The 25,293-nt window shown below is 70.1% G+C and carries 20 protein-coding genes; 8 read left to right on the top strand and 12 right to left on the bottom strand.

Features of this window, described 5'->3' with window-relative positions; genetic code table 11:
* Nucleotides 1-226 precede the first annotated feature (226 nt).
* From ACIQZN_RS28635 to arc, 3 genes are all read right to left on the bottom strand, one after another.
* Nucleotides 227-445, bottom strand: a complete 219-nt coding sequence (locus ACIQZN_RS28635; RefSeq protein ID WP_018103742.1) for a ubiquitin-like protein Pup — start codon at nucleotides 443-445, stop codon at nucleotides 227-229.
* 130 nt (nucleotides 446-575) lie between these two features.
* Entirely contained in the window at nucleotides 576-2,087 is a 1,512-nt protein-coding gene (gene dop, locus ACIQZN_RS28630) for a depupylase/deamidase Dop (RefSeq protein ID WP_361035226.1), read from the bottom strand.
* Nucleotides 2,088-2,328: 241 nt separating this feature from the next.
* Entirely contained in the window at nucleotides 2,329-4,095 is a 1,767-nt protein-coding gene (gene arc / locus ACIQZN_RS28625; protein ID WP_073864561.1) for a proteasome ATPase, read from the bottom strand.
* Nucleotides 4,096-4,337: 242 nt separating this feature from the next.
* Between arc and ACIQZN_RS28620 the strand changes: the two genes are divergently transcribed.
* Entirely contained in the window at nucleotides 4,338-4,649 is a 312-nt protein-coding gene (locus ACIQZN_RS28620) for a ferredoxin (RefSeq protein ID WP_161212208.1), read from the top strand.
* Nucleotides 4,650-4,673: 24 nt separating this feature from the next.
* Here ACIQZN_RS28620 and ACIQZN_RS28615 read toward each other — a convergent pair whose 3' ends face one another.
* The 3 genes from ACIQZN_RS28615 to ACIQZN_RS28605 form a co-directional block, all read right to left on the bottom strand.
* Nucleotides 4,674-5,264 (bottom strand): hypothetical protein, encoded by a 591-nt coding sequence (locus ACIQZN_RS28615; RefSeq protein WP_403999715.1) that lies wholly within the window; start codon nucleotides 5,262-5,264, stop codon nucleotides 4,674-4,676.
* Between the two features lie 199 nt (nucleotides 5,265-5,463).
* Entirely contained in the window at nucleotides 5,464-6,369 is a 906-nt protein-coding gene (locus ACIQZN_RS28610) for a tRNA (adenine-N1)-methyltransferase (protein WP_073967941.1), read from the bottom strand.
* A 72-nt stretch (nucleotides 6,370-6,441) separates the two neighbouring features.
* Nucleotides 6,442-7,692, bottom strand: a complete 1,251-nt coding sequence (locus ACIQZN_RS28605) for a site-2 protease family protein (RefSeq protein WP_403999712.1) — start codon at nucleotides 7,690-7,692, stop codon at nucleotides 6,442-6,444.
* 183 nt (nucleotides 7,693-7,875) lie between these two features.
* Between ACIQZN_RS28605 and ACIQZN_RS28600 the strand changes: the two genes are divergently transcribed.
* Both ACIQZN_RS28600 and ACIQZN_RS28595 read left to right on the top strand, forming a co-directional pair.
* Nucleotides 7,876-8,721 carry a RecB family exonuclease gene (locus ACIQZN_RS28600; protein ID WP_403999744.1) on the top strand — a complete coding sequence of 282 codons (846 nt, stop codon included), beginning with the start codon at nucleotides 7,876-7,878 and terminating at the stop codon, nucleotides 8,719-8,721.
* A 9-nt stretch (nucleotides 8,722-8,730) separates the two neighbouring features.
* Complete coding sequence (locus ACIQZN_RS28595; protein WP_018103734.1) at nucleotides 8,731-9,402, top strand: response regulator transcription factor; 672 nt, start codon at nucleotides 8,731-8,733, stop codon at nucleotides 9,400-9,402.
* Nucleotides 9,403-9,424: 22 nt separating this feature from the next.
* Here the strand turns inward: ACIQZN_RS28595 and ACIQZN_RS28590 are convergent, their stop codons facing one another.
* The 3 genes from ACIQZN_RS28590 to metH form a co-directional block, all read right to left on the bottom strand.
* Nucleotides 9,425-11,026 carry an ABC transporter substrate-binding protein gene (locus ACIQZN_RS28590; RefSeq protein ID WP_403999709.1) on the bottom strand — a complete coding sequence of 534 codons (1,602 nt, stop codon included), beginning with the start codon at nucleotides 11,024-11,026 and terminating at the stop codon, nucleotides 9,425-9,427.
* A gap of 157 nt (nucleotides 11,027-11,183) precedes the next feature.
* Complete coding sequence (locus tag ACIQZN_RS28585) at nucleotides 11,184-11,876, bottom strand: HAD family hydrolase (protein ID WP_403999706.1); 693 nt, start codon at nucleotides 11,874-11,876, stop codon at nucleotides 11,184-11,186.
* Nucleotides 11,877-11,995: 119 nt separating this feature from the next.
* Nucleotides 11,996-15,508, bottom strand: coding sequence for a methionine synthase (gene metH / locus ACIQZN_RS28580; protein WP_403999703.1), 3,513 nt, complete (start codon nucleotides 15,506-15,508; stop codon nucleotides 11,996-11,998).
* 238 nt (nucleotides 15,509-15,746) lie between these two features.
* On the opposite strand from metH, the gene ACIQZN_RS28575 reads away from it, so the two are divergent.
* The 5 genes from ACIQZN_RS28575 to ACIQZN_RS28555 all read left to right on the top strand — a co-directional run bounded on the left by ACIQZN_RS28575 (nucleotide 15,747) and on the right by ACIQZN_RS28555 (nucleotide 21,526).
* Nucleotides 15,747-16,511, top strand: coding sequence for an IclR family transcriptional regulator (locus ACIQZN_RS28575; RefSeq protein ID WP_403999742.1), 765 nt, complete (start codon nucleotides 15,747-15,749; stop codon nucleotides 16,509-16,511).
* Between the two features lie 240 nt (nucleotides 16,512-16,751).
* The gene (locus ACIQZN_RS28570) at nucleotides 16,752-17,543 is read left to right on the top strand and encodes an MIP/aquaporin family protein (protein ID WP_403999700.1); all 792 of its coding nucleotides are present in this window, start codon (nucleotides 16,752-16,754) and stop codon (nucleotides 17,541-17,543) included.
* A gap of 42 nt (nucleotides 17,544-17,585) precedes the next feature.
* A complete protein-coding gene (gene glpK, locus ACIQZN_RS28565; RefSeq protein ID WP_403999698.1) occupies nucleotides 17,586-19,127 on the top strand; it encodes a glycerol kinase GlpK in 1,542 nt (513 codons plus the stop codon).
* A 5-nt stretch (nucleotides 19,128-19,132) separates the two neighbouring features.
* Complete coding sequence (locus ACIQZN_RS28560) at nucleotides 19,133-20,746, top strand: FAD-dependent oxidoreductase (RefSeq protein ID WP_403999695.1); 1,614 nt, start codon at nucleotides 19,133-19,135, stop codon at nucleotides 20,744-20,746.
* Between the two features lie 108 nt (nucleotides 20,747-20,854).
* Nucleotides 20,855-21,526, top strand: a complete 672-nt coding sequence (locus ACIQZN_RS28555) for a FadR/GntR family transcriptional regulator (RefSeq protein ID WP_403999692.1) — start codon at nucleotides 20,855-20,857, stop codon at nucleotides 21,524-21,526.
* Between the two features lie 107 nt (nucleotides 21,527-21,633).
* Here ACIQZN_RS28555 and ACIQZN_RS28550 read toward each other — a convergent pair whose 3' ends face one another.
* The 3 genes from ACIQZN_RS28550 to ACIQZN_RS28540 are packed head-to-tail and all read right to left on the bottom strand — an operon-like array spanning nucleotide 21,634 to nucleotide 25,246.
* Nucleotides 21,634-22,686, bottom strand: a complete 1,053-nt coding sequence (locus ACIQZN_RS28550) for an ABC transporter permease (protein ID WP_403999689.1) — start codon at nucleotides 22,684-22,686, stop codon at nucleotides 21,634-21,636.
* The gene (locus tag ACIQZN_RS28545) at nucleotides 22,683-24,203 is read right to left on the bottom strand and encodes a sugar ABC transporter ATP-binding protein (protein ID WP_403999687.1); all 1,521 of its coding nucleotides are present in this window, start codon (nucleotides 24,201-24,203) and stop codon (nucleotides 22,683-22,685) included. Before ACIQZN_RS28545 ends, ACIQZN_RS28550 begins: the two co-directional genes overlap by 4 nt.
* Before the next feature lie 2 nt (nucleotides 24,204-24,205).
* Nucleotides 24,206-25,246, bottom strand: coding sequence for a sugar ABC transporter substrate-binding protein (locus ACIQZN_RS28540; protein ID WP_403999684.1), 1,041 nt, complete (start codon nucleotides 25,244-25,246; stop codon nucleotides 24,206-24,208).
* Between the last annotated feature and the right edge of the window lie 47 nt (nucleotides 25,247-25,293).

The raw sequence follows: 25,293 nt of genomic DNA, 5'->3' as shown, positions 1-25,293 counted from the left end.
TCCTGCGCGGACTCGAAGATCCTCGGCTCAGCCATGTCCCTGCTCCTGCCCTTCACGCTCCACTGATCGTCCACGCTTTTTCAGACCGACCGGCGGGTGGGGGGGGGGGGGGGGGGGGGGGGGGGGGGGGGGGGGGGGGGGGCTGGGGGGGGGGGGGGGGGGGGGGGGGGGGGGGGGGGCCCCCCCGCCCCCCCACACCCGCCGCCGGCCTCCGGCGCGGGGCCGGTTACTCGCCGCCCTTTTGTACGAATGACCTGACGAAGTCCTCGGCATTCGACTCCAGGACGTCATCGATCTCGTCGAGGACGTCGTCCACGTCGTCGCTCAGCTTCTCCTGGCGCTCCTTGAGGTCCTCGGAAGCCTGCGCGTCCTGCGCCTGCTCCTCGACCTCCTCCGTGGAACGCGTCGCCTTCTGCTGTCCGCCGCCGGTGTCCTTGGTCGCCATCTAGCTCACCCCGCTCGGTTCGAAGCACTTGATCAGACCCTACCTACGGGGTCCGACATTGGCCCGGTACTTGTCTCAACGTCCGGAGGTCATCGGAATGATTCCCAGCCGGGAGCCCTTTCAGGCGCTTTCAGCGGCCCGAGAGGACGTCGACCAGCTCCTGCGCCGTGCGGCACCGGTCCAGGAGGGATTTCACGTGCTCCCGGGTGCCGCGCAGCGGCTCCATCGTGGGCACCCGCTGGAGGGAGTCCTGGCCCGGCAGATCGAAGATCACCGAGTCCCAGGAGGCCGCGGCCACGTCGTCCGCGTACTGTTCGAGGCAGCGGCCGCGGAAGTACGCCCTGGTGTCCTCAGGCGGCGCCGTACGCGCCCGCTCGACCTCGCGCTCGTCCAGGAGGCGTTTCATCCGGCCGCGGGCCACCAGGCGGTTGTACAGCCCCTTGTCCTGCCGTACGTCCGCGTACTGGAGGTCCACCAGATGCAGCCGGGCGGCGTCCCAGTCCAGGCCGTCGCGGCGCCGGTAGCCCTCCATCAGCTGCCGCTTCGCCACCCAGTCCAGCTCGCCGGCCAGGCTCATCGGATCGTTCTCCAGCCGGTTCAGGGTGTCCTCCCAGCGGCTGAGGATGTCCTTGGTCTGCTCGTCGGCGTCCGCCCCGTACCGTTCCTCGACGTATTTGCGGCCCAGCTCGAAGTACTCCATCTGGAGCTGCACCGCGGTGAGTGTCCGGCCGCTGCGCAGCGTGATCAGCTGCTGGAGCCCGGGGTCGTGGGAGACCTGGTGCAGGGTGCGCACCGGCTGGTCGACGGCCAGGTCGACGTTGATGAAGCCGTCCTCGATCATGGACAGGACGAGCGAGGTGGTGCCCAGCTTCAGATACGTCGAGATCTCGGAGAGGTTCGCGTCGCCGATGATCACATGGAGCCGGCGGTACTTCTCGGCGTCCGAGTGCGGCTCGTCGCGGGTGTTGATGATGGGGCGTTTGAGCGTGGTCTCCAGGCCGACCTCGACCTCGAAGTAGTCGGCGCGCTGGCTGAGCTGGAAGCCGTGCTCGCCGCCGTCCTGGCCGATCCCGACCCGTCCGGCGCCGGTGACCACCTGGCGCGAGACGAAGAACGGCGTCAGATGGCGCACGATGTCCGAGAACGGGGTCTCCCGCTTCATCAGGTAGTTCTCGTGCGTCCCGTAGGAGGCGCCCTTGTTGTCGGTGTTGTTCTTGTAGAGGTGGATCGGCTGGGCGCCCGGGAGCTGCGCCGCGCGCTCGGCCGCCTCGGCCATGATCCGCTCGCCGGCCTTGTCCCACAGGACCGCGTCCCTGGGGTTGGTGATCTCCGGCGAGCTGTACTCGGGGTGCGCGTGGTCGACGTAGAGCCGGGCCCCGTTGGTGAGGATGACATTGGCCAGGCCGATGTCCTCGTCCGTGAGCTGGCTGGAGTCGGCGGTCTCACGGGCGAGGTCGAAGCCTCGCGCGTCCCGCAGCGGATTCTCCTCCTCGAAGTCCCAGCGGGCGCGGCGCGCCCGGTGCATCGCCGCCGCGTACGCGTTGACGATCTGGGACGAGGTGAGCATGGCATTGGCGTTGGGGTGTCCGGGGACGGAGATCCCGTACTCCGTCTCGATGCCCATTACTCGCCGTACGGTCATGCGGCCCTCCTTGCCCGGCGGCGCTCCCTTCCGGGGGCGGCGCTCAAGTACCGCTGCTTGTTCGGTGCGTGCGCGGTCTGCCCGTCCCGCGCTGCGTGAACGGGCGGTACGCCTGAGCCTAGAACGCTCGCGTGCCGGTGGGGAGATCAATTGCGTCGTCATTGCCGCGGTGTCGTCGCGGCTGGCCGGAAAGCAACCGGCTGCGGATGCCCGGCGGGGCATCCGCAGCCGGTACGGCCTTTTACAGGTACTGACCGGTGTTGGCCACCGTGTCGATGGAGCGGCCGGTGTCCGCGCCCTGCTTTCCGGTGACGAGCGTGCGGATGAAGACGATCCGCTCGCCCTTCTTGCCGGAGATACGGGCCCAGTCGTCCGGGTTGGTGGTGTTCGGCAGGTCCTCGTTCTCCTTGAACTCGTCCACGCAGGCCTGGAGGAGGTGGGAGACGCGAAGGCCCTTCTGGCCGTGGTCGAGGAAGGCCTTGATGGCCATCTTCTTGGCCCGGTCCACGATGTTCTGGATCATGGCGCCGGAGTTGAAGTCCTTGAAGTACAGGACTTCCTTGTCGCCGTTGGCGTACGTGACTTCGAGGAAGCGGTTCTCCTCGGACTCGGTGTACATCCGCTCGACGACCGACTGGATCATGGCGTGGGCGGCGGCTTCCTTGGAGCCGGTGTGCTCGGCCAGGTCGTCCGCGTGCAACGGCAGCGAAGGCGTGAGGTACTTCGCGAAGATGTCCTTCGCGGCCTCCGCGTCGGGGCGCTCGATCTTGATCTTGACGTCGAGCCGGCCCGGCCGCAGGATCGCCGGGTCGATCATGTCCTCGCGGTTGGAGGCGCCGATGACGATGACGTTCTCCAGGCCCTCCACGCCGTCGATCTCGGCGAGCAGCTGCGGGACGATGGTGTTCTCCACGTCCGAGCTGACGCCCGATCCACGGGTGCGGAAGAGCGACTCCATCTCGTCGAAGAAGACGATGACGGGGGTGCCCTCGCTCGCCTTCTCGCGGGCACGCTGGAAGACCAGGCGGATGTGGCGCTCGGTCTCGCCGACGTACTTGTTGAGGAGTTCCGGGCCCTTGATGTTGAGGAAGTAGCTCTTGCCGGCGGGCTGTCCGGTGACTTCGGCGACCTTCTTCGCCAGGGAGTTGGCGACGGCCTTGGCGATGAGCGTCTTGCCGCAGCCGGGCGGACCGTAGAGCAGGATGCCCTTCGGCGGGCGGAGCTCGTGCTCCTTGAAGAGGTCGGGGTGGAGATAGGGAAGCTCGACCGCGTCGCGGATCAGCTCGATCTGGTCGCCCAGGCCGCCGATCTTGTCGTAGTCGATGTCCGGCACTTCTTCGAGGACGAGTTCCTCGACCTCGCTCTTGGGCACGACTTCGTAGACGTAGCCGGACCGGGGTTCGAGCAGCAGGGCGTCGCCGGGGCGGATGGTGATGTCCAGCAGCGGCTCGGCGAGCCTCACCACCCTTTCCTCGTCGGTGTGCCCGATGACCAGGGCGCGTTCGCCGTCCTCAAGGATCTCCTTGAGGGTGACGATGTCCCCGGCACGCTCGAATTCCATGGCGTCGACCACGTTGAGCGCTTCGTTGAGCATGACCTCCTGGCCGCGCCTGAGGTCTTCGAGTTCGACGCTGGGACTTACGTTCACCCGGAGCTTGCGGCCCCCGGTGAAGATGTCGCAGGTGCCGTCCTCATTCGCCTGCAGGAACACCCCGAAGCCGGCCGGCGGCTGTGCGAGCCGGTCGACTTCCTCCTTGAGGGCCACGATCTGGTCGCGGGCCTCGCGGAGTGTGCCGGCGAGCCGCTCGTTCTGAGCGGACACGCCTGCGAGGTTGGTCTGCAATTCGACGATCCGCTCTTCGAGAATCCTCGTATGACGCGGAGAGTCGGCGAGCTTACGTCGCAGGACGGCGATTTCCTGCTCGAGATAGGCGACCTGGCCGGCTGGGTCGTCGGACCCCCGCCCGGGCCGGATGCCGCGGTTGATGTCGTCGTCGTGGGCTGCCACGGTCCTCACCTCCTCCAAGGGGAGCTGGACGCTTCCTGACCCTACCTGCGTGGGTGGTGATTGAAACCCCTAGATCACAAAGACTGTGAGGTGTGTCCGATCTTCACCCTTGCGCTCTCCCCGTCCCCGGAGGGATACCCACCGTTCAACATCGGAAAGCGGCCGGTTGTATCGTCAAAGCGTTCAACACCCGTCAGGGCTGGCTCTTTCCCGGTCCGGCTACGCAGGAAACGGCAGGCGACATGACCGTGCGGCAGGACTCTCCCACCGGTGGCGAGACGCAGGACCTGGAGGTGTGGATCGACCAGGACCTGTGCACGGGGGACGGCATCTGCGTGCAGTACGCGCCCGAGGTGTTCGAGCTGGACATCGACGGTCTGGCGTACGTGAAGAGCGACGACGACGAGCTGCTGCAGGACAAGGGCGCGACCACGCCGGTCCCGCTGCCGCTGCTCCAGGACGTCGTGGATTCGGCCAAGGAGTGCCCGGGCGACTGCATTCATGTACGTCGCGTTTCGGACAGGGTCGAGGTGTACGGACCCGAGGCGGCCTGACGGTCCGGCCGTGCCGGGCCGGGGTCAGACGCCTTCGCCGGCGGACCGGGCCGTGTCGCTGCCGCGTGTGAAGGCGCCGTTCTGCCACTTCCAGGTGACCTTCTCCTGCTGGTCGGGGCAGCACGAGGGCACCGACGACGAGGAGTAGCCGAGAAGCGTGGCGGAGATGACGCGGTCGCGGACCGTGAAGTCGCCGATGGTCAGCTGCTGGGCGGGGTCCACCAGGGTCGCGACGATCCTGGGTGCGGCCCCGCCCGCCTGTGTGAGGACGTAGACGCCGCTGGGCGGGGTGCCCGATCCGGCCGCGCAGTGGACCACCGCGACGGTTTCGGGCTTGCCGTCCCCGTCGAGGTCGCCGGGGGCCTGCTTGGCCACGGTGGTGCCGACGTTGCCGCAGTCCAGGGGAAAGTCCGCCTTGGCCGGGTCGGGGGCGACGGCCGCTTCCTCGTGCTGCTGCTGGGCCGGCGTGCGGTGCCGGGTGGAGGCCGAGGCGCTGGTGTCGGGCTGGAGCAGACCGGCTGCCGCGATGACGGCGGCCATGGCCGCCGCGGTGGCGAGCCAGTGCATGGGCGTGGTGTCGGTGTGCGCGAGGTCCGGGAGCGCGGAGGTCTGCACGCGGGCTGTCTCCTGTGGTTCCTGTGGTGCGACCGTCGGCGTCGGCGGTACGGGGGTGGCCAGCATCGTGCCACACCTCACACGGCGGTGGAACGGTGGGGTGGACGAGCATGACGCGCCGCGTACGGAAAAGGCGCCGCCGCCGGGCCCCCGGGTCGGTCCGGGAACCCGGCGGCGGCGCCGGTCTGGTGCCGCGAGGTCAGTCGCGGGAGGCGCCGCTCCGGCCGCCGGGGCCGTCGTAGTCCTCGCCGTAGGCGCCCTTGGAGGGGCGGCGACGGCGGGCCGGGGCCTCGACGCCGTCGGCGAGCCGGCGGGCGGTGACGAGGAAGCCGGTGTGGCCGATCATGCGGTGGTCCGGGCGCACGGCCAGGCCCTCCACGTGCCAGTTGCGGATCATCGACTCCCAGGGCTGCGGCTCGGCGAAGCAGCCGATCTCACGGATGGACTCGACCGTCCGGGAGAGCTGGGTGGTGGTGGCGACGTACGCGCAGAGGATGCCGCCGGGCACGAGCGCCTTGGAGACGACGTCCAGGCACTCCCAGGGCGCCAGCATGTCCAGCACGACACGGTCCACGTCGGTGTCCGTGAGGTTGTCCTGGAGGTCGCCGACCGTGAGCTGCCAGGCGGGGTGCGGGCTGCCGAAGTAGCGCTCCACGTTCTGCTGGGCGATCTCGGCGAAGTCCTCGCGGCGCTCGTACGAGTGCAGCATGCCCTGCTCGCCGATGGCGCGGAGCAGGAAGGTGGAGAGCGCGCCCGAGCCGACGCCCGCTTCCACGACGCGGGCGCCGGGGAAGATGTCGCCGAAGGCGAGGATCTGGCCCGCGTCCTTCGGGTAGACCACGGCGGCGCCGCGGGGCATGGACAGGACGTAGTCGGGGAGCAGGGGGCGCAGCGCGAGGTAGGCGACGTTTCCCGTGGTACGGACCACACTGCCCTCGGGGGCACCGATCAGCTCGTCGTGCGGGAAAGAACCCTTGTGGGTGTGGAAGTTCTTTCCGGCTTCGAGCGTGAAGGTGTGGTGGCGTCCCTTGGGATCGGTGAGCTGGACCTGGTCCCCGACCTTGAAGGGCCCGCGTCGGCGGGCGGCACCGGTCGGTTCAGACATGTGACCAGCGTACCGGTGTTTCGGGGACCGCCGACCGCCGCCCGTACGGATGTACGGGGATGCGGGCGGGTGTCAGGCGGCGGGGCGGGCCATGGCGGCGACGAACGCGCGCTCGACGTCGGCCGTGGAGAGGACGCCGTAGATCTCGCCGGTCTCCTCCACCACGAGGTATTCGGTGGCGGGGGTGGCCTTGAGGCGGTCCAGGAGGGCTTCGCCGGCGAGTTCGGCGGGGACCTTCATGCCGGCGGTGAGGTCCTGGGCGAGGCCGCTGACGGCGACCCAGGGGCGGCGGTGCTCGGGGACGGCGACGATGGCCGTCTCCCGGACGAGGGCCTTGGGCTCGCCGGTGCCGTCCACGACGACGAGAGCCCGGGCGCCGGCCTCGTTGGCCCGGCGCAGCGCCTCGGAGAGCGGGGTCGCGGCCTCGACGGGGACGGCGCGGCGGGTGAGGCTGCGGGCGCGCAGGCCGGGCAGGTGCTCGCGGAGCCGGGCCATGCGCAGGCTGTTGCCGGCGCCGGTCCAGATGATGGCGGCGAGGATCGCGGCGAGCAGGGCGTCGGTGACCGTGTCCATGCCGCTGATCTCGCCGGCGTCGTTGCCCAGGGAGCCGCTGCGGGTGAGGAGCGGGAGGCCGACGAGGGTGCCGACGGCGAGCGCGCGGCCGACCCAGGCGGCGGCGACGGTGCCGCTCATCGGCTTGCCGGTGATCTTCCAGACGACGGCCCTGAGCATGCGGCCGCCGTCGAGCGGGAGGCCGGGCAGCAGGTTGAAGGCGGCGACGATGAGGTTGGAGATCATCAGCCCGCCGAGCAGGACGGCGGGGACGGTGCCGCGTTCCACGAAGCGCAGGGGTACGTAGAAGAGCCCGCCCAGGAGGAGCGAGAGCAGCGGCCCGACGAAGGCGAGGACGAATTCGCGGCCGGGGGTCTCGGACTCCTTCTCGATCTCCGAGACGCCACCGAAGAACTGGAGCTGGATACGCCGGACGGGGAGCTTGTAGCGCAGGGCGGCGATCGTGTGGGCGAGTTCGTGGACGAGGACGGAGGCGTAGAAGGCGATCGCGAAGAAGAGCGCGACGAGGTAGCGGGCGGCGCCGAGGTCGGGCAGCACCCGGTCGAGCTGGCCGCCGAAGACCCAGGTGATCAGGGCCGCCACCAGGAACCAGCTGGGGGCGACGTAGACGGGCACGCCGAAGGGGCGGCCCATGAGGATGCCGCCTCCGGGATCGTCCCTGCGCGGGGGCGCGTCCTTGCCGGGGCCGTCTCCGGGGCCGGGGGCCGCCGGGCCGGGCTGCGGTCGCCGGCCGTCGCCGCTCTCGTCCACGAGGTCCCTTCGGTTCGGTGCCTTTCGGCACGATGATGCGGTGTTCGAGGGTCTGTGGTCGATGGTATGCCGGTTGGTGTCAGTGGCGGGTCGTAGGGTCTTCGCATGACCTCCGTTCCGCCGCCCTCCCCACCGGTGCCGCAGCCGCCTTCCTCGCTCTCCCCTTCGCGGGCGAGCGATTTCATGCAGTGCCCCCTGCTGTACCGCTTCCGCGTCATCGACAGGCTGCCGCAGAAGCCCAGCGAGGCTGCTACCCGGGGGACGCTGGTCCATGCGGTGCTTGAGCGGTTGTTCGACAACCCGGCGGCGGAGCGCACGCCGGGCCGGGCGACGGCGCTGATCCCTGGGCAGTGGGACCGCCTCCTGGAGTCGAAGCCGGAGCTGGGCGAGCTCTTCGCGGAGGATCCGGAGGGCGAGCGGCTGGCGGGGTGGCTGGCTCAGGCGGAGCGGCTGGTGGAGCGCTGGTTCTCGCTGGAGGACCCGACGCGTCTGGAGCCGGCGGAGCGCGAGCTGTTCGTGGAGACGGAGCTGGAGTCGGGGCTGCGGCTGCGCGGGGTGATCGACCGGATCGATGTGGCCCCGACGGGCGAGGTCCGGATCGTGGACTACAAGACGGGGAAGGCGCCGCGTCCGGAGTACGCGGAGGGGGCGCTGTTCCAGATGAAGTTCTACGCCCTGGTGATCTGGCGGCTGAAGGGTGTGGTGCCGCGCCGTCTCCAGCTGGTCTATCTGGGCAGCGGTGACGTGCTGACGTACGACCCGGTGGTGGCGGACCTGGAGCGGGTGGAGCGCAAGCTGCTGGCGCTGTGGGAGGCGATCTCGCTGGCGACGCGGACGGGCGAGTGGCGGCCGCGTCCGACGAAGCTGTGCGGCTGGTGCGACCACCAGGCGCTCTGTCCGGAATTCGGCGGGACTCCCCCGGTCTATCCGCTGTCCGTCCGCCCGGCCGGTGCGGCGGAGGATGACCAGGGCAGAATGGAGCCGGTCCGGGCCGAGGCCGGCCGGCCTGTGGCCCTCGACGGGCATTGAGGAGATCTGGTGGCTATCCGCGTCCTTCTGGTCGACGACCAACCGCTGCTGCGCACGGGCTTCCGGATGATTCTGGAGGCCGAGGGCGATCTGGCGGTGGTGGGTGAGGCCGGTGACGGTCTCCAGGCTCTGGACCAGGTGCGCGCGCTCCAGCCCGATGTGGTGCTGATGGACATCCGGATGCCGCGGATGGACGGCGTCGAGGCGACGCGGCAGATCACCGGTCCCGGCCGGGACGGTCCGGCGAAGGTGCTGGTGCTGACCACGTTCGACCTGGACGAGTACGTGGTGGAGGCGCTGCGCGCCGGGGCGAGCGGCTTCCTGCTGAAGGACGCGCCGGCCGATGAGCTGGTGCAGGCGATCCGGGTGGTGGCGGGCGGTGAGGCGATGCTCGCCCCGAGCGTGACGCGCCGGCTGCTCGACAAGTACGCGGACCATCTGCCGTCGGGCGAGGAGCCCGTGCCGGACACGCTGCACACGCTGACGGACCGCGAGGTCGAGGTGCTGAAGCTGGTGGCGCGCGGCCTGTCGAACGCGGAGATCGCCGCCGACCTGTTCGTCAGCGAGACGACGGTGAAGACCCATGTGGGCCATGTGCTGACGAAGCTGGGTCTGCGCGACCGGGTCCAGGCCGCGGTGTACGCGTACGAGAGCGGCCTGGTGCGCCCCGGCGCGCAGTGACACCGGGGCGCGGGGGCCGGCCCTAGTCGGTGCCCCGGCCCAGTTCCCAGAGGTGGAGGTCGGCGCCCGAGTCGACGGCCCATTCGACGCCGCTCACTTCCTCGCGGGAGGCGACGTACTGCTTGCCCTGCCAGAGCGGGAGGACGGGCACGTCCCGGGCGACGATGTCCTGGAGCCGTTCGAAGGCGGGCGCGGCGTCGCTCCGGTCGGCCTGGCGGCGGGAGTGCGCGATGAGGTCCCGGGCCTCGGTGGAGGTGTAGGGCGAGCCGAGGAAATTGTCCGGGCCGAGGAAGGGCGCCGTGTAGTTGTCCGGGTCCGGGAAGTCGGGGAACCAGCCCATGCCGTAGGCGGCGTAGTCCCCGCGGAGTTCGGCGGGGCGGTAGCGGGTCCAGGGGGTGCCCTCGACGGTGATGTCGAAGAGCCCGGTGTCGTTGAGCTGCTTCTTCAGCGCCTGGAACTCGGTGGCGGTGTCCCGGCCGTAGTGGTCGTCGGTGTAGTGCAGGGTGAAGCGCACCGGAGTGCGGATTCCGGCCTTCTTGAGGAGGGCGGCGGCCTTGGCGGCGCTGGGTTCGCCGTAGGTGCTGTAGAACGCGTTGTCGTGGGCGGTGATCCCGCTCGGGATGAGCGAGTACAACGGTTCGACGGTGGTGCCGTAGACCTCGGCGGCGATCCTGCCCCGGTCGACCACCTGGGCGATGGCCTGGCGGACGGCCCTGTTCCGAAGGGCGGGTTCCTCGGTGTCGAAGCCGAGGTAGCTGATGGCGAGTCCGGGCATCTCGGTGAGCCGGACCCCGCTCTCGGGCTTGGCCAGCATCCGCTCGGCCCGGTCGGTGGAGATCGTGCGGGCCATCATGTCGATCTTCTCGGCGTCGAACGCCTTGCCCATGGCGGTGGCGTCGGGAAAGAGATCGAGTTCGATGGATTCGCTGCGCACCTCGTAGCTCCCCCGGTAATGGGGATTCCTGGTGAAGGAGATTTTCACAACCCGCCCGGATTTCACTTCCGGTTTCATGGTGTACGGCCCCGAGCCGTCCACCTGGAATCCGCTGCGGGCGGAATTCGCGGGGTACTGGTCGCGCGGGACGATACCGGCGGGCGGGGTGGCGAGCTTGTACGGGAAGGTGGCGTCGGGGGTCTTCAGGTGGAAGACGACCTCGCGGGTGCCTGCGGTCTCGACGGTGTCGATGTTCTCCAGGAGGGCGGCCGGCCCGTTCGCGGACTTGATACGCCGCACCCGGTCGAGGGAGAACTTGACGTCGTCGGCGGTGACGGGGGTGCCGTCCGCGAAGGTGAGCCCGGCGCGCAGCCGGCAGCGGTAGCTCTCGCTCTCGCGGTCCGTGAAGCCGCAGCTCTCGGCCGCTTCCGGGACCGGGAGGCCGCCGCCGCGCGGGGTGGCCATCAGGGTCTGCACGGTCTGCCGCAGCACGTTCCAGACACCCGCCTCATAGCCGACGGCCGGGTCGAGCGGGGCGGGCGCCTCGGTGGATGCGGCGATCCGGTCCGTGGTGCCGACGACGATGGTGCCGCCGCTCCCGGCGGTGCCGGCTCCCGTCGCGCCGCAGCCGGCGAGCACGGGCACCAGGAGGCCCGCGACGGCCGGCAGCACCAGGGTCTTGCGTTTCATGGTTGGCCGTTCTCCCTCATCGGTTCAGGGAGAAATACATTAGCGGGCGCGTTCCGGAATATGGGACGGGGGTCGTGCGCGGAATTCTTTCGCACGGCGACCGCGAGAGCTTTTCCCTTCATTCACAGGAATACTCTCGGTGCCCGCACCGGCGCATTCAGTTGATGAGGCTCCGGAGGAATGTGAGATTCACTTCTTCCAGCGATCCCACGACCACCCGGCCCTCGGCGGGCGCGATCGGCGAGACGGAGGGCACGGCGACCACCCGGCAGCCGGCGGCCTCGGCGGCGGCCACCCCGGTCGCGGTGTCCTCGATGACGGCGCACAGCCGGGGGTCGGCGCCGAAGCCGCGCGCGGCGGTGAGATAGGGCTCGGGGTGCGGCTTGGTGCGGGTGACCTCGTCGCCGGCGACGGTGAGCGCGAAGTGGTGGTGGCCCACCGAGTCCAGGACGCGGTCGATGATGCGGCGGTGCGAGGCGGAGACGAGGGCGGTGGGGATCTTGTGGTGACGCAGTTCGGCGAGGAGGCGGGCGGCGCCGGGCATCAGCGGCACTCCGTTGCCGATGCGCTTCTCGAACCGGTCGTTGAGCAGGACGGCGGCCTCTTCGAGGGTGATGTCCGCGCCGGTCGCCTCGATGAGGTAGCCGGTGCTGCGGGACATGGGCCCGCCGACGACCACCTCCCGCCATGCCTCGTCCAGCCGGTGGCCGAGGCCGGCGAAGACCTCGACCTCGACGTCCCACCAGAAGCCCTCGGTGTCGACCAGGGTGCCGTCCATGTCGAGAAAGACGGCCTGGAGGGCAGCGCCCTCCGCCGTGCGGGTCAGGGACGCGGGAACCGTACTGGTCATCCGGCACACCTTCCATGAGGGACGAGAAGGCCGGCCACCCGTCCCGGAGGATGGGCGACCGGCCTGCGCTGGACCGACCAGTGTACGACGTGATCGGCTACGACGCGTCGAACGGAGTCTTACCGCGCGTTGAAGTACTTCGCCTCCGGGTGGTGGATGACGATCGCGTCGGTCGACTGCTCGGGGTGCAGCTGGAACTCCTCGGAGAGGTGGACGCCGATCCGCTCCGGCTGGAGCAGGTCCGCGATCTTGGCGCGGTCCTCCAGGTCCGGGCAGGCGCCGTAACCGAGCGAGAAGCGCGCGCCCCGGTACTTCAGGGCGAACATGTCCTCGACCTCCGCCGGGTCCTCCCCCGCGAAGCCGAGCTCCGAGCGGACCCGGGCGTGCCAGTACTCGGCCAGGGCTTCGGCGAGCTGGACGGAGAGGCCGTGCAGCTCCAGGTAGTCGCGGTAGGCGTTGGCCTCGAAGAGCTTCGCGGTCTCGCCGCCGATCCTGGAGCCGACGGTGACGACCTGGAGGCCGATGACGTCCGTCTCGCCGGACTCCTCCGGGCGGAAGAAGTCCGCCAGGCAGAGGCGGCGGCCGCGGCGCTGGCGCGGGAAGGTGAAGCGGGTGCGCTCGGAGCCGTCCTCGTGGAGCAGGATCAGGTCGTCGCCCTTGGAGACGCAGGGGTAGTAGCCGTAGACGACGGCCGCTTCGAGCAGGTTGTCCGTCTGGAGCCGGTCGAGGAGGCCGCGCAGCCGCGGGCGTCCCTCACTCTCGGCGAGCTCCTCGTACGTGGGTCCGTCACCGGCCCTGGCCTGCTTCAGGCCCCACTGCCCCTTGAAGAGGGCGCCCTCGTCCAGCCAGGAGGCGTACTCCTTGAGCTGGATGCCCTTGACGACCCGGCTGCCCCAGAACGGCGGGGTGGGGACCGGGTTGGTGACGGAGACGTCGGAGCGGACGCCCTCCTCCGGCTCGGTCACCTCCAGGACGGCGGTGTCGCGCTTGGGGACGCGGCGCTGCTTGAGCTCGGGCAGGGTGGCGCCGGGGACGCCGCGCTTGACGGCGATGAGCGCGTCCATCAGGCGCAGGCCCTCGAAGGCGTCGCGCGCGTAGCGCACCTCGCCCTCGTAGATCTCGTGCAGGTCCTGCTCGACGTAGGCGCGGGTGAGCGCGGCGCCGCCGAGGATCACCGGGTAGTCGGCGGCCAGCTTGCGCTGGTTCAGCTCCTCCAGGTTCTCCTTCATGATCACCGTGGACTTGACGAGGAGGCCGGACATCCCGATGACGTCCGCCTTGTGCTCCTCGGCGGCCTCCAGGATCGCGGAGACGGGCTGCTTGATGCCGATGTTGACGACGTTGAACCCGTTGTTGGAGAGGATGATGTCGACGAGGTTCTTGCCGATGTCGTGGACGTCGCCCCGGACGGTGGCCAGGACGATGGTGCCCTTGCCCTCGGCGTCCGACTTCTCCATGTGCGGTTCGAGGTAGGCGACCGCGCTCTTCATGACCTCGGCGGACTGGAGCACGAACGGCAGCTGCATCTGGCCGGAGCCGAACAGCTCGCCGACGACCTTCATGCCCTCCAGGAGGGTGTTGTTGACGATGTCGAGCGCCGGCGTGTCCTTCAGGGCCTCGGCGAGGTCGGCCTCCAGGCCGTTCTTCTCGCCGTCGATGATCCGGCGCTGGAGGCGCTCGTCGAGCGGGAGGGCGAGGAGTTCCTCGGCCTTGCCCTCCTTCATCGACTTCATGTTGACGCCCTCGAACAGCTCCATGAGCTTCTGGAGGGGGTCGTAGCCCTCGGCACGGCGGTCGTAGACCAGGTCGAGCGCGACCTTGACCTGCTCCTCCTCCAGACGGGCGATCGGCAGGATCTTCGACGCGTGCACGATCGCCGAATCCAGACCCGCCTTCACGCACTCGTCCAGGAAGACCGAGTTCAGCACGACACGGGCGGCCGGGTTCAGGCCGAAGGAGATGTTCGACAGGCCGAGCGTGGTCTGCACGTCCGGGTGGCGCTTCTTCAGCTCTCGGATCGCCTCGATGGTGGCGATGCCGTCCTTGCGGGACTCCTCCTGACCGGTGCAGATGGTGAAGGTCAGGGTGTCGATGAGGATGTCCGACTCGTGGATGCCCCAGGTGCCCGTCAAGTCCGCGATGAGCCGTTCGGCGATGGCGACCTTGTGCTCGGCGGTGCGGGCCTGGCCCTCCTCGTCGATGGTCAGCGCGATCAGCGCGGCACCGTGCTCGGCGGCCAGCTGGGTCACCTTCGCGAAACGGGACTCGGGCCCGTCGCCGTCCTCGTAGTTGACGGAGTTGAGGACCGCGCGGCCGCCCAGCTTCTCCAGGCCGGCCCGGAGCACGGGCAGCTCCGTGGAGTCCAGGACGATCGGCAGGGTGGAGGCGGTGGCGAAGCGGCCGGCCAGCTCGTCCATGTCGGCGACGCCGTCGCGGCCCACGTAGTCCACGCACAGGTCGAGCATGTGCGCGCCCTCGCGGATCTGGTCGCGGGCCATCTCCACGCAGTCGTCCCAGCGGGCCTCGAGCATGGCCTCGCGGAACTTCTTGGACCCGTTGGCGTTCGTACGCTCACCGATCGCCAGGTACGCGGTGTCCTGGCGGAACGGGATGGTCTGGTAGAGCGAGGCGGCGCCGGGCTCGGGGCGCGGGTCGCGGGCGCCCGGGACCGTCCCGCGTACGCGCTCGACCACCTGGCGCAGGTGCTCCGGGGTCGTACCGCAGCAGCCGCCGACCAGCGAGAGGCCGTACTCCTGGACGAAGGTCTCCTGCGCGTCGGCCAGACCCTCGGCGTCGAGCGGGAAGTGCGCGCCGTCCTTGGTGAGGACCGGCAGTCCGGCGTTGGGCATGCAGAGCAGCGGGATGCGGGAGTGCCGGGTGAGGTAGCGCAGGTGCTCGCTCATCTCGGCCGGACCGGTCGAGCAGTTCAGGCCGATCATGTCGATGCCGAGGGGTTCCAGGGCGGTCAGGGCCGCGCCGATCTCGGAGCCCAGGAGCATGGTGCCGGTCGTCTCGAAGGCCAGGGAGCACAGCAGCGGGAGGTCGCTGCCGAGGGCGTCGAGGGCGCGGCGGGCGCCGAGGACGGCGGCCTTGGTCTGGAGGAGGTCCTGCGTCGTCTCCACGATCAGCGCGTCGGCGCCGCCGGCGATCAGGCCCTCGGCGTTCGCCTGGAAGCCGTCGCGGACGGTGGCGTACGCGATGTGGCCGAGGGTCGGCAGCTTGGTGCCGGGGCCCATGGAGCCGAGGACCCAGCGCTGCTCGCCGGTGGAGGCGGTGTACTCGTCGGCGACCTCTCGGGCGATGCGCGCGCCGGACTCGGACAGCTCGTGGACCCGCTCGGGGATGTCGTACTCGCCGAGCGCCGCCGTGTTGGCCCCGAAGGTGTTGGTCTCGACGCAGTCGACGCCGACGGCGAAGTACGCCTCGTGCACCGAGCGCACGATGTCCGGCCGGGTGAGGTTGAGGATCTCGTTGCAGCCTTCGAGGTTCTCGAAGTCCGCGAGCGTGGGGTCCTGGGCCTGGAGCATGGTGCCCATGGCACCGTCGGCCACCACCACACGGGTGGCGAGCGCCTCACGGAGGGCTGCGGCTCGGTTCCGGCTGTCGGCGGAAGGGGTCGGCGACGAGGCCATGGATGTACTCCCTGGGATGCGACGGCTGTCGGCTTTGCGTCTTCGGCGGAAGGCGCACCCGGCCAGGGTAGCCGGGCCGCGACCTGGGCCGTCACTCTGTCCCACGAGCCGGACGGCATCCTGATGACGGGGAGTTCCGGTGTCGCGGGGTGCTGCTGAATTCTCCCGCGATCGAGCGCGGGTCGGCATCGACCGATAGTGTTCAGCATTGTCGAACAAGGTGGAGGAGTACGGCGCGATGGCCAAGAACATCCAGTCGCTGGAGCGGGCGGCCGCGATGCTGCGCCTGCTGGCAGGCGGCGAGCGGCGGCTCGGGCTGTCCGACATCGCCTCCTCACTGGGCCTGGCCAAGGGCACCGCGCACGGCATCCTGCGCACCCTCCAGCACGAGGGCTTCGTGGAGCAGGACGCCGCCTCCGGCCGCTATCAGCTGGGCGCGGAGCTGCTGCGCCTGGGCAACAGCTATCTCGACGTGCACGAGCTGCGGGCCCGGGCCCTGGTCTGGACGGACGACCTGGCCCGCTCCAGCGGCGAGAGCGTCCATCTGGGCGTGCTGCACCAGCAGGGCGTCCTCATCGTCCACCACGTCTTCCGGCCCGACGACAGCCGCCAGGTGCTTGAGGTGGGCGCCATGCAGCCGCTGCACTCCACGGCCCTGGGCAAGGTGCTGGCCGCGTACGACCCGGTCGCGCACACCGAGGCGATGGAGGCGGAGCGGCAGCCGTTCACGCCCCGGACGGTGACCGGTGCCGAGGAGTTCGAGGCGGTGCTCGATCTGGTGCGGGCCCGGGGCTGGGGCTCCGATGTGGAGGAGACCTGGGAGGGCGTGGCCGCGGTGGCCGCGCCGATCCACGACCGGCGCCGGATGCCGGTGGGGGCCATAGCCGTCACGGGGGCGGTGGAGCGGGTCTGCAAGGACGACGAGCTGCGCCCGGAGCTGGTCGCGGCGGTCCGCGACTGCGCCCGCGCGGTCTCGCGGGACCTGGGCGCGCGTCGCTTCTGAGCCGCCCTCGTACCCGGCCGGCTCCCCTCGTAACGATCGACTCGTACGTCACACACCCCTTGACGCTGCCTTCACCGGGGAGCAACACTGCCGTTCACCGGTCGGCATTGTCGAACACTTAACGGAAATTCGCGTTACTGTGTGAGCGTGCCACGGGCCGGCCAAGCCCTCACACGAGGGCGCGGACCACCGGAGGGACCCGGGGTTCGGCTTCCCTGGACGAAGGACAAAGGAGTCGCGGTGTCCAGCTCCGACATCTTCATCGGCGAGACCATCGGTACCGCCGTACTCATCCTGCTCGGCGGCGGTGTCTGTGCCGCCGTCACGCTCAAGCACTCGAAGGCGCAGAACGCCGGCTGGGTCGCCATCACCTTCGGGTGGGGCTTCGCGGTACTGACCGGCGCGTATCTCGCCGGCGGCGTGTCGGGGGCGCATCTCAACCCGGCCGTCACCATCGGCCTGGCCATCGAGGGCGGCACGAAGTGGAGCGACGTACCGCTCTACCTCGCCTCCCAGCTCCTCGGCGCGATGATCGGCGCGGTGCTGGTCTGGCTGACCTACTACGGGCAGTTCCGGGCGCACCTCACCGATCAGGAGATCCTGCGCACCCATTCGGGTGAGGAGGGCATGGTCGACAAGGCGGCGGCCCCCAAGGCCGGACCGGTGCTCGGTGTCTTCTCGACCGGCCCCGAGATCCGCAACGGTCTGCAGAACGTCGTCACCGAGATCATCGCCACGGCCGTGCTGGTGCTGGCCATCCTCACCCAGGGCCTCAACGGCGACGGCAACGGGCTCGGCACGCTGGGCGCGCTCATCACCGCCCTGGTCGTCGTCGGGATCGGCCTGTCGCTCGGCGGCCCGACGGGGTACGCGATCAACCCGGTCCGCGACCTCGGTCCGCGTATCGTGCACGCGCTGCTTCCGCTGCCGAACAAGGGCGGCTCCGACTGGGGCTACGCGTGGGTCCCCATCGCCGGACCGCTGATCGGCGGCGCGCTCGCGGGCGGGCTCTACAACCTCGCCTTCGCCTAGCCCGTCCCCACACCACCCCACACAGACCTCCGGGAGCACACCGTGACCGACGCACACACCACCGGCAGCCATGGCACCGGCCCGTTCATCGCGGCCATCGACCAAGGCACGACCTCCAGCCGCTGCATCGTCTTCGACAAGGACGGACGGATCGTCTCCGTCGACCAGAAGGAGCACGAGCAGATCTTCCCCAAGCCGGGCTGGGTCGAACATGACGCGACCGAGATCTGGGAGAACGTCCAGGAAGTCGTCGCCGGAGCGATCGTGAAGGCGGGCATCACCGCCGCCGACGTCAAGGCGATCGGTATCACCAACCAGCGCGAGACCACCCTGCTGTGGGACAAGCACACCGGTGAGCCCGTCCACAACGCCATCGTCTGGCAGGACACGCGTACGGACGGGCTCTGCAGGGATCTCGGCCGCAACGTCGGCCAGGACCGCTTCCGCCGCGAGACCGGGCTGCCGCTCGCCTCGTACTTCGCCGGGCCCAAGGCGCGCTGGCTGCTCGACCACGTCGAGGGGCTGCGCGAGCGGGCCGAGCGCGGCGACATCCTCTTCGGCACCATGGACTCCTGGGTCATCTGGAACCTGACCGGAGGCACCGAGGGCGGCGTCCACGTCACCGACGTCACCAACGCCTCGCGCACGCTCCTGATGAACCTGCACACCATGCAGTGGGACGAGAAGATCTGCTCCTCCATCGGCGTGCCCATGGCCGTGCTGCCCGAGATCCGCTCCTCCGCCGAGGTGTACGGCAACGCCAAGGGCGGCGTGCTCGACGGTGTGCCGGTGGCCTCCGCGCTGGGCGACCAGCAGGCGGCGCTGTTCGGCCAGACGTGCTTCGCCGAGGGCGAGGCCAAATCCACGTACGGCACCGGCACCTTCATGCTGATGAACACCGGTGAGACGCCCGTCAACTCCTACAACGGGCTGCTGACCACGGTCGGCTACCGGATCGGCGACCAGAAGGCGGTGTACGCCCTGGAGGGGTCGATCGCCGTCACCGGTTCGCTGGTGCAGTGGATGCGCGACCAGATGGGGCTGATCCAGTCCGCGGCCGAGATCGAGACCCTGGCCTCCTCGGTGGAGGACAACGGCGGCGCGTACTTCGTGCCCGCGTTCTCCGGCCTGTTCGCCCCGTACTGGCGCCCCGACGCCCGCGGTGTCATCGCCGGTCTCACCCGCTACGTCACCAAGGCGCACATCGCCCGTGCCGTCCTTGAGGCCACCGCCTGGCAGACGCGTGAGATCAGCGACGCCATGACCAAGGACTCCGGCGTCGAGCTGACCGCGCTCAAGGTCGACGGCGGCATGACCTCCAACAACCTGCTGATGCAGACGCTCGCCGACTTCCTGGACGCGCCCGTGGTGCGCCCGATGGTCGCCGAGACCACCTGCCTCGGCGCCGCCTACGCCGCCGGCCTGGCCGTCGGCTTCTGGCCGGACACCGACGCGCTGCGCGCCAACTGGCGCCGGGCCGCCGAGTGGACCCCCCGCATGGACGCGGACACCCGCGCCCGCGAGTACAAGAGCTGGCTCAAGGCCGTGGAACGCACCATGGGCTGGCTCGACGACGAGGAGTAGAGAACATGACCACCCTGCAGAGCGTCCCCGCACTCGGGACGCATCCGGCCTCCGGCTCCCTCCCGAGCCGCGCCGAGACCCGGGAGCAGCTCTCCAAGGCGACGTACGACCTCCTGGTGATCGGCGGCGGCATCCTGGGCATCTCCACCGCCTGGCACGCCGCGCAGTCCGGACTGCGGGTGGCCCTGGTGGACGCCGGTGACTTCGCCGGCGCCACCTCCTCCGCCTCCTCCAAGCTGCTCCACGGCGGTCTGCGCTACCTCCAGACCGGTGCGGTGAAGCTGGTGGCGGAGAACCACTTCGAGCGCCGTGCGGTCTCCCGCCAGGTCGCCCCGCACCTGGCCAACCCGCTCACCTTCTACCTGCCGGTCTACAAGGGCGGGCCGCACGGCGCGGCGAAGCTCGGCGCGGGCGTGTTCGCGTACTCGGCGCTGTCCGCCTTCGGCGACGGCGTCGGCCATGTGATCAGCCCGTCGCGGGCCCAGCGCGATGTGCCGGAGCTCCGTACGGAGAACCTCAAGGCCGTCGCGGTGTACGGCGACGACCAGATGAACGACGCGCGGATGGCGCTGATGACGGTCCGCGCGGCCGTCGACGCGGGCGCGGTGGTGCTGAACCACGCGGCGGTGACCGGGCTGCGCTTCACCCGGGGCCGGGTGACGGGCGCGGAGCTGCGGGACTCCATGGACGGTACGGAGTTCGGGGTGACCGCCCGGCTGGTGCTGAACGCGACCGGGCCGTGGGTGGACCACCTGCGGAAGATGGAGGACCCGAACGCGGCGCCCTCCATACGCCTGTCCAAGGGCGCCCACCTGGTGCTGAAGCGGACCCGGCCGTGGAAGGCCGCGCTGGCCACGCCGATCGACAAGTACCGCATCACGTTCGCCCTGCCGTGGGAGGACATGCTGCTCCTCGGCACGACGGACGAGGAGTACGAGGGCGACCCGGCGGATGTCGCGGTCACCGAGAAGGACACCGCGCAGATCCTGGACGAGGCCGCGTTCTCGGTACGGGACCAGCAGCTCTCCCGGGATCTGATCACGTACTCCTTCGCCGGTCTCCGGGTGCTGCCCGGCGGGCCCGGCGACACCTCGAAGGCCAAGCGCGAGACGGTCGTCACGGAGGGCCGGGGCGGGATGCTGTCGGTGGCCGGCGGCAAGTGGACGACCTTCCGCCACATCGGCCGTACGGTGATGAACAAGCTGGCCGCGCTGCCCGGGCACCCGTTGGCGGAGGACATGGAGCCGATGTCGCGGCTGCCCAGGAAGCTGCCGCTGCCCGGGATCGCGTCCCCGAACGCGGTGGCGCACCGGCTGCTGGTGGACGGCGGGGCGCCCGGTCCCCGGATGGCCGCCGACACCGCCCGCCATCTGGCCACGCACTACGGCTCGCTCGCCTTCGACATCGCCCGGCTGGCCAACGAGAACCCGGCGCTGGCCGAGCGCATCCACCCGGACGCGCCGGAGGTCTGGGCGCAGGTCGCCTACGCCCGGGACCACGAGTGGGCCGAGACCGCGGACGACGTGCTGCGGCGGCGGACCACGCTGACGATCCGGGGCCTGGCGACGGACGAGGTCCGGGCCGGTGTGGAGAAGATGCTCGGCGAGCGGCGCGGCTGAGCGGGGACGGGCCGGGCGGCCGGCGGACCACGAGTTGGTCCGACGGTCGTACCGGCCTTCTTCGTGCCCGCATAATGGGGCGATACATCGGATGTATGGAGGTCGCCCATGGCTGTCACCGACGAGGCCATCGAGAAGATCAAGGGAATGATCGTCTCGGGTGCGCTTCGGCCCGGCGATCGTCTCCCCAGGGAGAGCGAGCTCGCCTCGGAGCTGGGGCTTTCCCGCAATTCGCTGCGGGAGGCGGTGCGCGCGCTGTCGCTGATCCGCATTCTCGACGTCCGCCAGGGCGACGGCACGTATGTGACGAGCCTGGACCCGCAGCTGCTCCTGGAAGCGCTGAGCTTCGTCGTGGACTTCCACCGGGACGACACCGTGCTGGAGTTCCTGGCGGTGCGCCGGATCCTGGAGCCGGCGGCGACGGCGATGGCGGCGAGCCGGATCGGTGAGGAGCAGTTGGACGCGCTGAGCGCGCAGCTCGACGCACTGGGCGAGCATCCTTCGGTGGAGGAGCTGGTCGCCTGCGACCTGGACTTCCACCGGGGCATCGTGCAATCGTCCGGCAACTCGGTGCTCTGCTCGCTGCTGGACGGGCTGTCGGGGCCGACGACGCGGGCGCGGGTGTGGCGGGGGCTGACGCAGGAGGACGCGGTGAGCCGGACGCTGCATGAGCATCGGGCGATTCTGGCGGCGTTGCGGGATCGCGATGCGGAGGCTGCGCGGGCGTGGGCGACGGTGCATGTGGCTAGCGTGGAGCAGTGGTTGCGATCGACGCTGTGACCGTTTCGGGGCTCTGCCCCGGACCCGCTCCTCAAGCGCCGGAGGGGCTTGAAGAAAAGCGCCGGACGGGCTGGAGGAGCCCGTCCGGCGGTTGAGGACCAAAAGGTTCAGTCCTGCTTCTCGCCGCTCGCGAAGCGGGAGATGACCAGGGCCACGATGATGATCGCGCCGTTCAGGAACTGGTTCCAGAGGGCCGGGACGCCGCCCAGGGTCATGACGTTGACGACCAGTTGGAGCGTCAGTACGCCGGTGAGCGCGCCGAACAGCGTGCCGCGGCCGCCCTTGAGGCTGATGCCGCCGATCACCGCGGCGGCGAACACCTGGAAGATCCAGCCGTCGCCCTGGGTGGCGGCGACCGCCCCGTAGTGGCCGGTGTAGAGGATGCCGGCGAAGGCCGCGAGCAGGCCGCCGATGGCGAGGACGATCCAGGTGACCCGGTCGACGCGGATGCCGGCCGCGCGGGCCGCTTCCGGGTTGCCGCCGATCGCGTACAGCGCGCGTCCGTGGCGCAGCCAGGCGAGCGCAACGCCGCCGGCCGCGAAGAGGACCAGGCAGATCCAGACGGCGGCCGGGACCCCGAGCCACTCGCTCTTGCCGAGGTAGCGGAAGGACTCCGGCACATCGGTGATGGACTTGCCCTCGGTGATGCCGATGTGGAGGCCGCGCAGCATCGTGAGCATGCCGAGCGTGGCGATGAAGCCGTTGACCCGGAGCTTCAGCATCAGGAAGCCGTTGACGGCGCCGATCGCCAGCCCGACCAGCAGGCAGAGCGGGATCGCGGACCAGGTGGGGAGCAGTCCGAGGCCGGCGAAGCGGCCGCCCTCGGTGGGCAGCACCAGCCACATGGCGACGACCGGCGCGATGCCGATCGTGGACTCCAGCGAGAGGTCCATCCGGCCGCAGATGAGGATCAGCGCCTGGCCGAGGACGAGCAGGCTCAGCTCGGAGGACTGCTGGACGACGCTGATCAGGTTGTCGGAGGTGAGGAAGACCGGCGAGACGATGAAGCCGATCAGCATCAGCACCAGGATCACCGGCACCAGCGAGAAGTCGCTCCACCGGATCAGCTTGAGCCTGCTGAGCGCGGTGTCACCGCCGGGGCCCGCCTTGAGCGCCGTGTCGAAGTCGTCGGCCGTGGACGGCCTTACCGTGCCGGTCATTCCCTCTCCCCCACACCTTCCATGGCGGCGACGAGTTCCCCGTCGGCCCACCCGCTGTCGAACGTTGCGACGACCCGCCCGTGGAAGAGGGCGAGCACCCGGTCGCAGACCCGTAGGTCGTCCAGTTCGTCCGAGACGACGACGGCCGCGTTGCCCGCGTCGGCGACCCGGCGCACGACTCCGAGGAGCGAGTCCTTGGACTTGACGTCCACGCCCGCCGTGGGCCGGACCGCCACCAGCACGCTGGGGTCGCGGGCCAGCGCGCGGGCGACGACGACCTTCTGCTGGTTCCCGCCGGAGAGCCCGGAGACGGGCTGTTCGGGGCCCTGGGTCTTGATGTCGAGCGAGTCGATCATGGACCGGGCGAACCGCCGGGTACGGGAGGGCAGGACGGTCCCCCAGGGGCCGAGCTGGTCGGCCACCGTCAGCGTGGCGTTCTCCGCGACGCTGCGCTCCAGGACGAGCCCCTGGTCGTGCCGGTCCTCCGGGATGTAGCCGATCCCGGCGGCAAGCGCGTCCGGCACGCTGCCCGCCCGTACGGCCCTGCCGCGCACCCGGACCGTGCCGCCGCCCGCCGTGCGCATCCCGGCGAGCACCTCGCCGACGGCGGTGTTGCCGCTGGCCGCCGCCCCGGCCAGGCCCAGCACCTCGCCGGGGCGCACCTGGAGGTCCAGGGGCTCGAACCGGCCCGGGAGGCTCAGCTGTTCGGTGGTCAGGACGGGTTCGGCGGTCGTGTCGGGCGCCGTGTCACCGGCCGCGTGCCAGGCGGTGGCGCCGGCCGCCTGCTCGCCGGTCATCGCGGCGACCAGGTCCTCCTTGGCGACCTCGGCGACGGGGGCGGTCAGGACGTGGCGGGCGTCGCGGTAGACGGTGACCGCGGTGCACAGCTCGTACACCTCCTGGAGGTGGTGCGAGATGAAGAGGAACGCCACGCCCTGGCTCTGGAGTTCGCGGAGCTTGCCGAAGAGCCGCGCGATGCCCCGGGCGTCGAGCTGGGCGGTCGGCTCGTCCAGGACGATGAGCCGGGCGCCGAAGGACAGGGCGCGGGCGATCTCCACGAACTGCCGCTGCTCGACCGCGAGATCGCGCGCCCGGGTGTTCGGGTCGACCTCGACGCCGTACGCCGCGAGCAGCCGTTCGGCCCGCTTGCGCAGCCTGCCCCAGCTGATCCAGCGGGCGTTCTCCTCGAACCGGTTGAGGAAGAGGTTCTCGGCGACGGTGAGATCGGGGACGACCATGGACTTCTGGTAGACGCAGGCGACCCTGGACTGCCAGGCCGTGGTGTCCCCGAAGGCGGGGGCGGGCTCGCCGCCGAAGGTGACGGTGCCGGCGTCCGCCCTGTGGAGGCCGGTGAGGACGCCGACCAGGGTCGACTTGCCGGCGCCGTTGCGGCCGACGAGCGCGTGGGACTCGCCGGGCCGCACGGTCAGCTTCACCCCGTCGAGCGCCACGGTCGGCCCGAAGCGCTTGACGACGCCTTCCGCCTGGACGGCGGGTGGTGGTGCCTGAGCGTCCATGGCTAGCTCTTCTTCTCCAGCTGGTTGGCCCACAGCTTCGGGTCGTCCACGTTCTCCTTGGTCACCAGGGGTGCGGGGAGCTGGTCCTCGTAGCCGTTGGGGATCTTGATGATCGTGGAGTCGTGGTCGGTGGGGCCCTCCTTGAAGGTCTTGCCGTCGAGGGCCGCCTTCGCGTAATACAGCGCGTACTTCGCGTACAGGTCGGCGGGCTGCGAGATGGTCGCGTCGATCTTCCCGGCGCGGATGGCGTCGAACTCCTCGGGGATGCCGTCGTTGGAGATGATGGTGATGTGGCCGTCCGTGCCGGCGGGCTTCAGCAGCTTCTTCTGTTCCAGGAGCGCCAGGGTGGGCTGCAGGAAGACGCCGCCGGCCTGCATGTAGATGCCGTTGATGTCGGGGTGGGCGGCCAGCGTGGACTGGAGCTTCGCGGAGGCGACGTCGCCCTTCCAGTCGGTGGCCAGCTCGAAGACCTTGACGCCCGGGTAGTCCTTGTCCATGCACGCCTTGAACGCCTCGGAGCGGTCGCGGCCGTTGATGGAGGACAGGTCGCCCTGGAACTCGACGACCTTGCCCTTGCCCTTCAGCTGCTCGCCGAGGTACTTGCAGGCGTTGGTGCCGTACGCCTTGTTGTCGGCGCGCACCACCATGTAGATGTCGCCCTTGTCCGGACGGGTGTCGACGCTGACGACGGGGATCTTCTTCTCGTTGAGCGTGTTGAGCGATTCGGCTATCGCGCCGGTGTCCTGCGGGGCCATCACGACGGCCTTGGCGCCCTGGTCGGTGAAGGTCTGGACGTTGGCGACGAGCTTGCCGATGTCGTTCTGCGAGTTGGTCAGCGGGAGCGCGGAGACCTCGCCGTCCTTGACGCCCTTCTTGATGTAGTTCTGGTAGGAGTTCCAGAAGTCGCTGTCGCTGCGCGGCAGGTCGATGCCGACCTTGCCGCCGCCCGCGCCGCTGTCCGACGATTCGCGGTTGCAGCCCGCGAGGGCGGTGACGGCCAGCAGTACGGCACAGGCTGCCGCACTCGTCGTACGCACTCTCATTGGTGTCCCGTTCCTTTGTGGGTCGCGGCTCGGAGTCCGGTTGGCTT

The organism is Streptomyces sp. NPDC097595, assembly GCF_044761525.1.
GTDB classification, from domain to species: Bacteria; Actinomycetota; Actinomycetes; order Streptomycetales; family Streptomycetaceae; genus Streptomyces; species Streptomyces drozdowiczii_A.
This window is presented reverse-complemented; position numbering and strand designations above follow the sequence as displayed.